Here is a 12671-nt window from a genome sequence, read left to right on the forward strand (position 1 = left end):
TTCTCTGTCCACACCTGATCTCCGTCCGCTGGTACAGTGTCATAGTGGTTATAGAAGATCAAAGTCTTAGCATCTGGACGCGAACTCTTGAAATGCGCCATGACAAAGGGAGCCGTATAGCTCTCATCAATCTCCACTTCAGCCCCTACACGCTTGAAAATCTCACCCAGATAGTTTGCGACCTCCTTGAGTCCAACCTGCTGGGCAAAGACTGATTTCTTGGAAATCAAGGTACGCAAAACTTCAAAATAATGCTGGGCCACATGATCCTTCTCAAATTTTTCAATCTGCTCTTGTTCGCTAGGAAAAACCATTTTCTCTCTCTTTCTACTACGTACTTGTGTCCTCAGAACGACCACAAGTGCCTCTTTAAAATCAACTCTCTATACAAAAGTAAGAGGTGGAAACTCTCTCCCACCTCCCTATGTCTTATTACCAAACTGGTTGGTCCAAACCGTCTGATGTTTCTTCGATAACTTTTTTCACTTCATCAGTGTGGTAAGCTGCGATAATTTTCTTGATGGCATCAGCCTTAGGTGATGATTCCCAATCTTTTTTCGCAACAATGATGTTGTACCATTGTTTTGAGTTTTCATCAGCTTGTTCTTTGAAGAGTGCTTTCTTGTAGTCCAATTTTGCTTCTGTAACGAAGGTATTGTTTACAACGGCAGCATCAACTGATGACAATGAACGAGCTGTTTGACTAGCGTCCAATTCAGTAATCTTCAAGTTCTTTGGATTTTCCGTGATGTTAGCAACTGTTGCAAGAGCAGTTCCAGAAACATCCAATTTGATCAAACCAGCTGATTGAAGCAAGTAAAGTGCACGGCTTTCGTTTGTTGCATCGTTTGGTACGGCGATTTCACCGTTATCTGGGATTTCTTCCACTTTAGTGTACTTGTTTTCTTCCCCATTTTTACCTGAGTAAAGGCGGATTGGTGAGATGTAGGTATCTGCAATCGCTACAAGGTCTTTCCCGTTTTCTTTGTTCCAGTTGTTCAAGAAGTTGTAGTGTTGGAAAGCATTCAAGTCTACTTCGCCATCAGCAGTTGCCTTGTTTGGTTGTGAGTAGTCTGTGAACTCTGTGAATTCCAATTTAATTCCATCTTTTTCAACCAATTCTTGGATTTTATCCCAACGCGCTTCTTCAGAACCGCTACGGTTAACTGTTGCAATTTTGACAACTGTTTCGTTGTCTGCTTTCTTTTCTGAATTTCCGCAAGCTGCAAGAGTCAAACCTGCGACTGTAGCAAGAGCTGCTAAACCGAGCCATTTTTTAATTTTCATGATTCTTTCTCCTTTAAAAATAATACCGTAATAGTATCTCATACTTTATTTGAATTAGCAAATTGTTATTAGATAGGCAGACATATAGTTTGAAACTATATACCTGAAAATTGAGAAATCATCCGTCTTTCTCAGACTGGATGATTTCATACGACTATTTAATATCAGCTTCTGCTGGAAGGTAAGTATCTCCAAAGAACTGTTTAGACAATTTTTCAAGAGTTCCGTCTTTGTAGAGTTCTTGGATACGTTTGTCTACAAATGATTTCAACTCATCTTGACCTTTAGCAAGAAGTGGGTAAACATAAGGTTGTTGGTCGCTTGGAAGTTCAATGACTTTCAAGTTGTCCAAACCTTGGTTCTTGATAACTGTTTCAACACCAATCTTATCAAAGATCTTGTAGTCAAACTGACCATCGCTCAAACGAGACATGATTTGTTGGAAATCAGCCTTGGTATAGTTAAGAACCGTTGGATTGTCAGCGTGTTGTTTGTTATAATCTTCTAGCTGTTTAGCTGATGTTGTCCCTTGAACGACCTCAGTAGACTTGCCTCCGATATCATCAAGTGACTTGATGCTGTCGTCGTCTTTCTTCACAACGAGAACGTTAGGGTTTTTAGCAGTTGGAGCTGCATAAAGGTACTTTTCAGCACGTTCTTTGGTATAGCTGATATTGTTCACCGCCATTTGATAACGGTCGCTATCAAGACCTGCAAAGACACCTGACCACTCTGTCTTTTCAAACTTAACATCGTATTTGTCAGAGTCTTTAAAGATAGCACGGACTACTTCAATCTCATAACCAGTCAACTCGCCATTTTCTTCGTAGTTAAATGGTTTTGGTGAAGCATTGGTTGCAACGATAATTTCTTTCTTACCAGATGCTGCTTCGCTAGTTGCAGTATCTTTCTTATCTCCACCTGAACAAGCTGCTAGTACACCTGCGGCAACAAGTCCTAGAGCAGCAAGAGATGAATATTTGACGATTTTTTTCATGTCATTTCCTCCAAAATAGAATACTTTACTATCTTAACAGAAAATATTTTTTTTCGCCATTATATGATATCTATCTCGGTGATAGGTTTTTTTTATGGCTGATTTAAAAGACCAGACGCAAGACTGCAATCAAGACTACCCCAAAAAGAACCGTACCTACTAGATTGCGGTAGCGAAAGGCTACCCAAGCCGTTGGAAAGACTGCTAAAAAGTCCAGCCATTTGATTTGAGGAAGACTGCCAACTTTGCCAGTCACTACGCTTGAAAGAATCAAGGCAAAGATAATGGAAACAGGCAAAAACTTCAAAAACCGCTCGACGATAGCTGGCAAGCCCTTGTACTTAACCAAGATGAAGGGAATCATACGGGGAATCCAAGTCACTAGGCCTGAAAAGATAACGGCTAACAAAAGATATTTACTGACCATCTAAGACCACCCCCATAGTGCAACCTAGCAAAGTCGCAAACAGAACAGCTAGCGACTGAGACACCACTGTCAAGAGCAAAAAGAAGGACACCGCAACAACGGCTAGGATCCGCAGCAGATTGCGGACAGGAACCCGTCTTTGCATAATCTGAAATTGCGAAGTAAAAATCCCGATAAACATTCCTACAAGGGCAAAGTCCAATCCAAAGACCTCAGGATTTGGAAGAAGCCCACCTAAAGCTGTCCCCGCCACTGTCCCAATAAACCAGGCTACATAACTATTGAGATTGTTCCCGTGCATCCACATGGGATGGACTTTATCTGTATGGGCTAATTCGCCCATCAAAACCCCATAGGTCTCATCTGTCAAGAGACTGGACATGCCGATATTTTGCCAGAGACTAGTATGACGGAAATAGGTCGATGCATGCAAGCTCAGTAAAAAAAGTCGCAAGTTGATCAAAAAAACTGTCATAGCAATGGCTGCCACAGGCGCTTGGACCGCAATCAGTGCCAACATGGCAAACTGGGCGCTCCCAGCATAAACAAAGAGGCTCATCAAGCCCATCTCAACAGGTGTCACATAGGGCGCACCGATAATCCCACAAGCCAGACCAATGCTGACATAGCCAAGGGCAGTCGGCATGGCTGCCTGAACACCTTCCCAAAATCCTTTTTCTTTCATCCTTCTCCTCATTCTTACAAATACAGCATTCTACTACTAAGCATTCAAAACAAGCACGCTAGGGTAACTACCATCGAAATTGATCGATTGCAATATTATATTGGTTGTTCTCAGGATTATCCTCATTCTCATATTCTGTAGGATAAACATCAATCCAGAGTTCTCTCCCTTGCCCTTTCATTTTGACCTTAAATCGATAACCAACATCATACCCCACCAAAGCATCAACTTTCAAAGACTGAAAGTTTGGTAGAGCTTCGATTTCAGCTTTCATGTCTTGGGTCACTTTATAAAATATCTCTTTTTGTTGATCTTTGGAAGCCATAGGGAAATAAACCGTCGCTCCTTGTAAACGATGCGATTTTGAAAAAGTAACGGTCACTCGACCGCTGTAACTTTTCCATTTAAAGTTTTCGTAGTCATAGAAAAGGCGCCCGGTTTTATAGAGATAAGGATCTTTTGCACGCCAAGGATTGTGATAGCCTGTTTCTGTCTCTTCTACTATTTCATGAGGTTTTCCAAACACTTTTTCAAAAGATTCGAGGGGCATATTAAAAGAAACGGATTCAAACATGACCAATTGCGTCTTTTGAAACATTCGAAAAACCATTAAAGACAGCAACAATACCACTAGAGCAAGTGCCATACTCATTATTTTTGTAAATTTCATATTTCTACTATACTAAAAAACTCGGGCATTTGTCCAAGATAAAAAAAGTCAACAATTAACTGACTCTTTATTCTATGGTATAGAAGGAAAGGATTACGATGCATGCCTCCGATATTGACTAATCCCAACCCCATACTCCTTATCTTCAAGCTTTTCATGATATCCAAGTTCTGTCGAATAAACCTCGACCCAGAGATCCTCCGTTTGCCCTTGTAATTTGACTTTATATTGATAAGAATCTTGATCTAGTTCTACCATTTCAACTGTCATAGACTGATAGTCTGGTAAAGATTCAATTTCTGTTTTTATAGCCTGCGATAGTTTGTCAAGTAGTTCTTTCTGTTCCATTTTTGAAGCAACAGGAAAAGAAGCCCTCGCTTCTTCCAAGGTATGCCATTTTGAAAATGTAAAATCTGCGCGGATAGTATAGCCTTCCCATCTCATATTTTCGTAATAATAGAAAAGGCGACCTGTTTTATAGAAATACGGGTCTTCTGCACGCCAAGTATCACGATAGGCCATTTCCTCCTCTTCCACGACTTTGTCAGCTGCGACAAATGTATTTTCAAAAGATTCTACAGACATATAAAACGAAAGCGATTTAAACATGACTAACTGCGTACTAGGAAATTCCAAATTTTTAAAATTTTGGTAAGATTTTATAAATAAGATTATCACTCCAAGAGCAAGCAAACCACTGATTATTTTTGTAAATTTCATATTTCTACTATACTAAAAAACTCTATGATTGACAAACTTTGATAGAGTCGGATGCTGTGAAGGGTAAGTGACAAACCGCCATAATAAGAAAAAGACTGGGAAGCCAGCCTTATCATATGAACAAAAATTAAATCAAAGTTTCCTACTAAATGCTCTCACGAATATTCAAGAGCATGACAAATGCAGTTAGGAGTAATAGCAATAGAATAAAGCTGACCGATAGGACCCCAAAACTTGTAGCAATCGTTACAAAAACGATTGTGAATAGACTTGGTAAAACAACCGTAATCGCACCAATAGAGGATTGAACCGCTCCCATTGACTCCTCAGGTATTTGTTTAAAGACGAGTTCTTGCAATCTAGGAGAGAGTAACCCTGCGATGAAGGCATCCAAGGAGCTGAAAAGCAGAATCAAACCAAAATGAACTGTGGCAAATCCTACTAGAAGGAGTAACTGGATGACGACCGAAGCGTATAGAGCTGTTTTTATAGAAATCGTATTTTTCAGATAGCCACTTACAAGGCTTCCGACAATAAGTGCTAACAATTCTAGTGTTGATAACAAAGCGAGTGATTGACCAGTTTGTAAATTCAAAAACGGTTGGTTTCTTAAAAAAAGAGTCGAAATAGGAACAGTGACATTGATCACAGCTTGGCTGATAGATACGATAAATAAAATGAAGATCACTCTATCCATATTCCAGATCAATTTCGATGATTGGAACAAATGCTGGCAAAACGACTTTATGGAAAGACCTTCTTGATAGTTAATTGTTTTTTCAACTTTCAAAAGATCATTTTTTATCAGAAGAATACCTACAAATGCTATCAGAAACGTCAGAGCGTTGAGCAAGGAAATGAACTGAATGGAAAGAATTCCTAGTAGAACCCCTCCTAGAATATTACTGATTGTCCGAACTAAACTAACTGTTGATTGTTTAAAACCAATGGCTTCTGTAAGATGTTCTTTCCCAATGATTCTTATAAAAATAGGAGTTAGCATGGCTCCTGAAAAGTAACTCAATGTATCCGACAAGAGATTCATCAAACAAATAAAGAATACTAGCCATAAGGAAAAGGACTGCCCTGAAAGCGAAAGTGCCACTATAGAATAAAGTACAAATTTGACAAAACTAATAACCGTATACTTTAGAACACGATAATGTTGAAAATCAGCCAAAACTCCCATAAAGATTTGCAGAACTTGAGGAACAGTCTCTGAAATCGTAATGAGTAAAATTGCCAAGGGGGCAAACGAAGCATCTGCCACATAATTCAAAAAAGCAAGATAAAAAATCGTATCCCCAACCGTTGAAATCCACTGGTTGATGGTTAATTGCCTAAAATCTCTATTTTGAATAAATACTTTCATCGCAACTCCTTTTTGAGTTCAAACGGGAAGTTTTCCCCAAGGATAGACCAATAAATCCCTAGATTTCCGATTCCAAAATCAAATAATGTATCTGAACTTTCTTCACATTCAAATACCAAAATACCATTTTTATCTCTTTTGGATCTACTTAATAAAATCTCAATTACATTCTCACGTAAATTTAAATTATCCTGATAGTTTAGAGTTTGCAACAAACTGGATAAACCATGACAATAACAACTTGACTGAATAAGATTGAATTTGAAAGCAAGTTGTTGAAATCTTGAAATTATTTTTGAATACCTTTTATCATATAATAATTCAAAATAAAGTAAGATTCCTGAAGTTCCTTCGCACCACGATAGTTCTAAATTTGTAGGAGTTGCATTTAGTCTACTATATTCATTTTCTAACAGATTTTCTAACAGATTATTAAATACATTAATACTATTTTCGTAAGCTACCTTAAATTCAAATTCCGAATTATAAATTGAAATTACGTATGCAATCCCAGCTAAACCATGTGCAAAATTACATTCTTTTAAACTATTAACATTTTGTATCTCTTCTACAAAATATAAATATAACTCCTCTATTTTTTCTCTAATAAATTTCATACTATCGACATCATTGAAATTTATACAGTATTTCATAATACTCAATAAAACACCTGACTTTCCTAAAGCAAAGTCAAATACTTCAACTTTCTGATAATTACTTATCAAGTCTTTATAAATTTCTCTAGTTTTATCTATAATCAATTCTCTACTTGGATTGTTGCTGGCAAATTTTTTATAGAACTCTAATAATGCCCAAAGATATCCAGAAGAACCAAATAAAATTGAATAACCATTTAAATACCCATTTCCTTTATTTTGATTTCCTTCAGAGATAAGCCACTCGATAATTCTACCATTGTCAGAAATGTCTCTCATGTGTGATAAATAAAACAAATATCCTGATAAGCCATGTTGAAACGATACTGGACTAACAAATTCTCCAAATTCATTTGAATTTAGTATCCTACTTTCTCTATTCATATTTAATGAAAGAAGATAGTTAATAAGTGTCTCATTTTCAATTTGAAAATCGAATGAGGAATTAACTCTCTTTGAATGAAATCCTATATTTTCATCTTCAAAATCGTTTATATACTTCATCTTCTCGAATCGGTCTAACTTCTCTTGTTCACTTAAATTCAATAAATACATCAACCAGTTAAATTGCGATTTAGTTATGTTCCCAATTTCTTTCTCCATATACATACAAGACTTGATTTTATCTAAAGCAGTTATATTTAAGAAGACGTCCTCTCCTTCAAATATTAAAACATGCTCGCGCATAATCGCCAAACTCAACATTGCAAGTGCAAAATAATCCTGTTGAATGGTACAAATTTTTGAGGAACAATCAGTATTTATCATGAATTTTGTAGCAGCTCTTCTAACAGTATTATTTTTGTTTGTAAAATTTTCTAGGTCTATTAACCTAACACGACCAAAATCATCCAATATAAAGTTTGTTGGAGAAATATCCACTGCTAAATATCCTTCAGCATGAATGTCATTAATAATATCAATTATATTATTAATAATTACATTTTTTTCGATATCAATATTTTTTAAATCAAAAAAATTATATCCTGGTATAAACTTTTGCACTACGAAGTAATCTTCATTGACATAAAACTCTTCAATTAATTCTGTCGTATAGGACTTGTTCTGAAATACTTTCAAATTTGTTGCTTCATTCTTTAATTCATCAATTGCAGAGAAACCATCATCCCAACTATAAACATATGGTCGTGCATGTTTTATTATCACTTTCTGATTACTATTTTTTACTACAGCTCTGTAAACATTTCCTCTATTGGATTTTTTCAGAATACACTCGATATTATAGTGATTTAAAGGGTGATTCTCTGGAATTCCCGGGGAGGGTTTAAATAATTTATTTTTTTCCACATCAGTAAATAAATCCTTAACCCCTTCTGGCAAATACGGATAATTTAATCTCAGATCCTCTACTAATTCTCCTCTACTATTTTTCATCATGTAGACAATTTTATTTTCAGAAAAATTGTAGTTTTTAATTGCTTTAAACGCCCCATATCTATAATGTATTGGAGAATGTTCACCACATTGAAAATCTGATAAAATCCTTGGAGCTTTATAGTTTTCTAACTTTTCTTTTAGATTTAATATTATTCGTTTGGCCTGCTTCCTACTAGACGGATATATAGTGATAAACTTATTTGCAGTAGGAGAAACTTCCCTCGGAGAATTCAATTTTTTTAACTCATCCAAACAATCTAGAACTTTGTAGTTACATCTTTCCTTCTCCAGCTCTTGTGCAACAATATAAAAAATATTACAAGCGTCTTTTAGTTGACTGCTTACATGAAGTTTCCATCCCTGTGTAAGTTTATTGTTACTATACTTCACAAATAACCACCCATTTTTATGGTAAGTGTCAACTTGTATTTTATTCAGCATTGTTTGTAATCTATCCATAAATATAATAAATACATTATCTCTAAAATGAAATTAAGGATAGTTAATTAGTAATTAACTATCCTTAATTTTAACCAATTATTCTTAAAGAGCAGTAAATGAGCAAGTCCACTTACAAACTTCACGTGATACAGTAATTACTGGCTCTTCAGGTAACAATTCAAGTTCCATTAGATTATGCATTTCTTTTCTCCTTTAATTATTTTTCTTTGTAAACCACTTCTGCAACCTAGGATTTGCTTCAAATGTCTTACAAGGACAGTATAACACAGAAATTAGCTCATTTTAGAAAATCGCATATTTGATATTTTTTCTCATGGAAATTTCACATTTGCGATTTTTGTAGATTTGACTCTTTCCCTGATATAATGAAGGTACTACTCACAAGGAGGGATATAATGATGAAAAAAAGCAAAATCCAACTGATACTCCTACTTATTTTAGAGTGGGTTATTGTCATTCCTTTTCTAACTAATCGATAAGCTCTTTGTATTGCTGCAAACGCAATTCAAAAAGGGCTGTTAATTGTGGATTTTCTAATATTTGCAGAGATTGGATAAAGTGTTCAATCTCTTTTTGATTGCTCCCCTTGGTTTGAAGGAATACACTCATCTTCTTTAAAAACTGCAATGATACTTTCTCAAAAACATCATATGGCCGGAGCATACTCTCCAACTCGGCTTCAAAGATTGGGATGTAAGAGAAAAGCTTACGCTCCATGAGCTCTGAGATGATATTAAGATAACCACTTTTCATATACAATTGATTGTGTACCAACTCTTTAAATTCCTTGGATTTTTCAAGTAAAGAGGTGGATAAAAAAATCAGATCTTGATTACTTAAGAAAGGCATGGTATTGCAAAAAAGATAGAGTTCAAACCAGGTCCAAGACTCGATAGCATAGAGATAGGTGGTCAAAAACTCGCTATCCTCCTCTTCTAACGGATACCTTTTATCTAAGGAATGGATAGCATCTTTAATCACAATAGCATTCAAACGACGATAGGTCTGCGCCATCTGTTCCTGCTCAACTTCCTCTAATAGTTGCTCTAAGCCAGCCATATCTTGATGGGCAAAACGATCTACAACTTTTCGTCCAAATCGCATATGTGGGGATTCCTGATAATTATTAAGCTTGTGTCCAAACTCATCAAAGGTCACATTTATCCCTTGGATAGCTAGTATCAGTTTATCCGCAGACAGCATAGACTGTCCCAGTTCAAACTTGGATAACTGAGAAGCTGTTAGACCTTCACAAGCCACATCTGACTGCTTGAGCTTTCTCGCCAGCCGCAATTCCTTGTAAAATTCTCCCAATTCCATTCTCTCAATCATCTGGCCACCTCCTAATTTTTACATATTATATCATCATTTTTACAGCTTTGTCAAAATATTCTGACATTTTCCGGAGTAAAAAAGCCAGCCTCAAGCTGACTCTTTATTCCATAGTATCAAAGGCGAGGCTTGGTTTGGCGTTGAGGTCCAAGCCTGCAAAGTTTTCTTTATTCCACTCGCTGACGCTGGCATAGGCAATCATACCCGCGTTGTCTCCGCAAAGGCGTAGGGGAGGGATGATAACCTTGACATCTGTGATTTCAGCTGCTAGTCGTTCTCTGAGCCCTTTATTGGCAGCCACGCCACCTGCTACAACTAGAGTTTTAACAGGATATTTCTCCAAGGCCTTCTTGGTTTTGGTCATAAGAATATCCATGACCGCAGCTTGGAAGGAAGCTGACAGATCTTTCTTGGACAAGCTTTCTCCCTTTTGCTCGGCATTGTGGTGAAGATTGATAAAGGCAGACTTCAAACCTGAAAATGAAAACTCCAGATTATCTTCCTTGATCATGGCACGAGGGAAATCATACACATCCTGTCCCTGATGAGCCAACTCGTCAATCTCGCGACCTGCTGGATAAGTCAATCCCATGACACGGCCGACCTTGTCATAGGCCTCACCAACCGCATCATCCCGCGTTTCTCCAACAATCTTGTAATCCCCAGCCTCTGACACATAGACCAACTCTGTGTGCCCACCGCTGACCAAGAGAGCTAGCAAGGGAAACTCCAAAGGCTCCACACTCTGAGCCGCCATAAGGTGACCAGCCATGTGGTTAACGGGGATCATCGGAAGTCCATGAGCCCAAGCAAAAGCCTTGGCAGCTGACAAACCAACTAGCAGTGCTCCAACCAATCCAGGTCCATAAGTAACGGCAACAGCTGTCACATCCGCTTCGGTAATCCCTGCTTCTGCTAGCGCCTCCTCGATGCAGGCTGTAATAACCTCGACATGGTGACGACTAGCTACTTCTGGTACTACGCCCCCAAAACGCTTGTGACTCTCAATTTGACTCGCAATGACATTGGACAAGAGCTCGTCATCGTTTTTCAGTACGGCAACACTGGTCTCATCACAGGATGTCTCAAATGCTAAAATATATCTATCCTTCATCTATTTCTCTCTTCATGATGATGGCGTCCTCGACTGGGTCATGGTAGTAGGCCTTTCGCTCAGCGATGACCGCCATCTTTTCTTTCTTGTAAAATGCTTGCGCTCGTTGGTTTGACTTTCTGACTTCGAGGAAAATCTCCTTATCCGCTGGCAATTGAGCAAACAAGGCTGACGCAATTCCCTGACCCTGATAGCTAGGCAGTACAGCAATCTGCAAGACTTCTGCTTCAAAGAGATTCTCCTGAACGGCTAGAAAGCCAATCACTTCTGCCCCATCATAAGCTAGAGCGTACCAAGTCTGGTCTTGGGACAGGTCTGCTTGGATTTGTTCCAGTGCCCAAGGACTGACTGGGTAAACTGTTACCATAACAGCGTAGATTGCTTGAGCCAGGTCAGGCTGTCTTTGGATTCTTTTGATTTCTATCATAGACGTTTAATGTAGGACTCACCAGACTCGGTATGGTTCTTGAGCCAGTTTTCCTCAGCCTCAACACGCTTGAGATAGTTAGGAACAAAGTCATGAATGGACTGGGAAGGCAGGTCTAAACCGAGACGACCAACAGCCGCCGCGTTTGGCAAAGTTGGCTGAAGGGTAGCCTGAGGAAGAGCCACTTCAATCTGCTCCGTAAAAGCTGCTGTCTCTCCGACAAAGGTGACTGACTGGTTAGCAGCGCCAGCTATTTCCAAAACCTCTGCCAAAGGCAGATGAGCTTCCGGCCACACAGCCTGACCAGACTGGTAAAAGCCAGCATAGACATTATTGCGGCGGGCATCCATGACAGGAATGACCAAACCTTCCACCTGCTCTGGAACTAAAGCCAGCAAACTAGACACACCAACCAGCTCAATCTTGAGGGTATGGGCCAGAGTCTTGGCTGTCGCCACCGCAATTCTCAGACCTGTGTAGCTGCCCGGACCTTGAGCAACTACGATACGATCCAAATCCTTGGGTGTCCAATCCAGACTGCCCATCAAAAAATCGATGGCAGGCATGAGGGTAATACTGTGATTTTTCTTGATATTGATCATAGTCTCAGCAAGAACCTGCTTGTCCTCTAAAATGGCTAGAGAAAGAGCCTTGCTGGACGTATCAAAAGCTAATACTTTCATAACATATTCCTATCTTTTTGTCTGTTTACTATTATACTACAAAAGCTAGCGCATGGGAATTTTCTTTGTTTTGAAACAAAAGAGGCCTGCCACTTAGACAAGCAATTCTACACAAAAAATTTAAAAAAGTTATATCTTTTTTGAATAGAAAAGTGAACAAGGAAATTGAAAGGTTCTTTGTAAAAAATTTGGATCATGCATTTATGTTTCAACTCGATTTTCGATGTGAGAAATCATCGTCATAACAATAAAGATAGCACCTAAAAATAGAAAAAGTCCATCCCATCTATCAAGACGAGGTGGATTTTCTGTATATTTAGATGAATAATTGACTTTAGGCATTTAAACCAAAGTAGAAAACGAACCAGACAACATAGGTGACCAGGAGAAGAAAAATTGAATAGAGCGTCACAAAAGCAAGCTTCCAAAGGAACTTTGTTT

At 38.2% G+C, this 12671-nt stretch carries 12 protein-coding genes and 1 pseudogene; all 13 read right to left on the bottom strand.

What is annotated here, in order from left to right; genetic code table 11:
* Window positions 1–314, bottom strand: a pseudogene (locus GMD1S_RS05185) (peptidase M20); the annotation flags it as partial.
* A gap of 118 nt (window positions 315–432) precedes the next feature.
* Complete coding sequence (locus GMD1S_RS05190; protein ID WP_000694511.1) at window positions 433–1287, bottom strand: MetQ/NlpA family ABC transporter substrate-binding protein; 855 nt, start codon at window positions 1285–1287, stop codon at window positions 433–435.
* Between the two features lie 154 nt (window positions 1288–1441).
* Entirely contained in the window at window positions 1442–2284 is an 843-nt protein-coding gene (locus GMD1S_RS05195; RefSeq protein ID WP_000724967.1) for an amino acid ABC transporter substrate-binding protein, read from the bottom strand.
* 103 nt (window positions 2285–2387) lie between these two features.
* The gene (locus tag GMD1S_RS05200) at window positions 2388–2711 is read right to left on the bottom strand and encodes an AzlD domain-containing protein (RefSeq protein ID WP_000253936.1); all 324 of its coding nucleotides are present in this window, start codon (window positions 2709–2711) and stop codon (window positions 2388–2390) included.
* Window positions 2701–3396, bottom strand: coding sequence for an AzlC family ABC transporter permease (locus GMD1S_RS05205; protein WP_000659754.1), 696 nt, complete (start codon window positions 3394–3396; stop codon window positions 2701–2703). The genes GMD1S_RS05200 and GMD1S_RS05205 overlap by 11 nt, the downstream gene beginning before the upstream one ends.
* Before the next feature lie 67 nt (window positions 3397–3463).
* Window positions 3464–4066: a hypothetical protein gene (locus tag GMD1S_RS05210; RefSeq protein WP_025172956.1), complete on the bottom strand. Its 603-nt coding sequence runs from the start codon at window positions 4064–4066 to the stop codon at window positions 3464–3466.
* Between the two features lie 93 nt (window positions 4067–4159).
* Window positions 4160–4786: a hypothetical protein gene (locus tag GMD1S_RS05215; protein ID WP_000673205.1), complete on the bottom strand. Its 627-nt coding sequence runs from the start codon at window positions 4784–4786 to the stop codon at window positions 4160–4162.
* Window positions 4787–4931: 145 nt separating this feature from the next.
* Window positions 4932–6158: an MFS transporter gene (locus GMD1S_RS05220; RefSeq protein ID WP_000862377.1), complete on the bottom strand. Its 1227-nt coding sequence runs from the start codon at window positions 6156–6158 to the stop codon at window positions 4932–4934.
* Complete coding sequence (locus tag GMD1S_RS05225) at window positions 6155–8671, bottom strand: class III lanthionine synthetase LanKC N-terminal domain-containing protein (protein ID WP_000375504.1); 2517 nt, start codon at window positions 8669–8671, stop codon at window positions 6155–6157. The genes GMD1S_RS05220 and GMD1S_RS05225 overlap by 4 nt, the downstream gene beginning before the upstream one ends.
* Before the next feature lie 471 nt (window positions 8672–9142).
* Window positions 9143–10006, bottom strand: coding sequence for an Rgg/GadR/MutR family transcriptional regulator (locus GMD1S_RS05235; protein ID WP_000572854.1), 864 nt, complete (start codon window positions 10004–10006; stop codon window positions 9143–9145).
* Window positions 10007–10109: 103 nt separating this feature from the next.
* Window positions 10110–11120, bottom strand: a complete 1011-nt coding sequence (tsaD, locus tag GMD1S_RS05240; RefSeq protein ID WP_000655027.1) for a tRNA (adenosine(37)-N6)-threonylcarbamoyltransferase complex transferase subunit TsaD — start codon at window positions 11118–11120, stop codon at window positions 10110–10112.
* The gene (gene rimI / locus GMD1S_RS05245; protein ID WP_000569857.1) at window positions 11110–11547 is read right to left on the bottom strand and encodes a ribosomal protein S18-alanine N-acetyltransferase; all 438 of its coding nucleotides are present in this window, start codon (window positions 11545–11547) and stop codon (window positions 11110–11112) included. Before rimI ends, tsaD begins: the two co-directional genes overlap by 11 nt.
* Entirely contained in the window at window positions 11544–12230 is a 687-nt protein-coding gene (gene tsaB, locus GMD1S_RS05250; RefSeq protein ID WP_000865683.1) for a tRNA (adenosine(37)-N6)-threonylcarbamoyltransferase complex dimerization subunit type 1 TsaB, read from the bottom strand. The genes rimI and tsaB overlap by 4 nt, the downstream gene beginning before the upstream one ends.
* Window positions 12231–12671: the final 441 nt, after the last annotated feature.

Source organism: Streptococcus sp. GMD1S (assembly GCF_000296875.1).
Lineage (GTDB): Bacteria > Bacillota > Bacilli > Lactobacillales > Streptococcaceae > Streptococcus.

Excerpts from the sequence above, each read along its gene's own strand:
- GMD1S_RS05190 (WP_000694511.1), bottom strand. The coding sequence starts at position 1,287 with ATGAAAATTAAAAAATGGCTCGGTTTAGCAGCTCTTGCTACAGTCGCA.
- GMD1S_RS05195 (WP_000724967.1), bottom strand. The coding sequence starts at position 2,284 with ATGAAAAAAATCGTCAAATATTCATCTCTTGCTGCTCTAGGACTTGTT.
- GMD1S_RS05200 (WP_000253936.1), bottom strand. The coding sequence starts at position 2,711 with ATGGTCAGTAAATATCTTTTGTTAGCCGTTATCTTTTCAGGCCTAGTG.
- GMD1S_RS05205 (WP_000659754.1), bottom strand. The coding sequence starts at position 3,396 with ATGAAAGAAAAAGGATTTTGGGAAGGTGTTCAGGCAGCCATGCCGACT.
- GMD1S_RS05210 (WP_025172956.1), bottom strand. The coding sequence starts at position 4,066 with ATGAAATTTACAAAAATAATGAGTATGGCACTTGCTCTAGTGGTATTG.
- GMD1S_RS05215 (WP_000673205.1), bottom strand. The coding sequence starts at position 4,786 with ATGAAATTTACAAAAATAATCAGTGGTTTGCTTGCTCTTGGAGTGATA.
- GMD1S_RS05220 (WP_000862377.1), bottom strand. The coding sequence starts at position 6,158 with ATGAAAGTATTTATTCAAAATAGAGATTTTAGGCAATTAACCATCAAC.
- GMD1S_RS05225 (WP_000375504.1), bottom strand. The coding sequence starts at position 8,671 with ATGGATAGATTACAAACAATGCTGAATAAAATACAAGTTGACACTTAC.
- GMD1S_RS05235 (WP_000572854.1), bottom strand. The coding sequence starts at position 10,006 with ATGATTGAGAGAATGGAATTGGGAGAATTTTACAAGGAATTGCGGCTG.
- tsaD (WP_000655027.1), bottom strand. The coding sequence starts at position 11,120 with ATGAAGGATAGATATATTTTAGCATTTGAGACATCCTGTGATGAGACC.
- rimI (WP_000569857.1), bottom strand. The coding sequence starts at position 11,547 with ATGATAGAAATCAAAAGAATCCAAAGACAGCCTGACCTGGCTCAAGCA.
- tsaB (WP_000865683.1), bottom strand. The coding sequence starts at position 12,230 with ATGAAAGTATTAGCTTTTGATACGTCCAGCAAGGCTCTTTCTCTAGCC.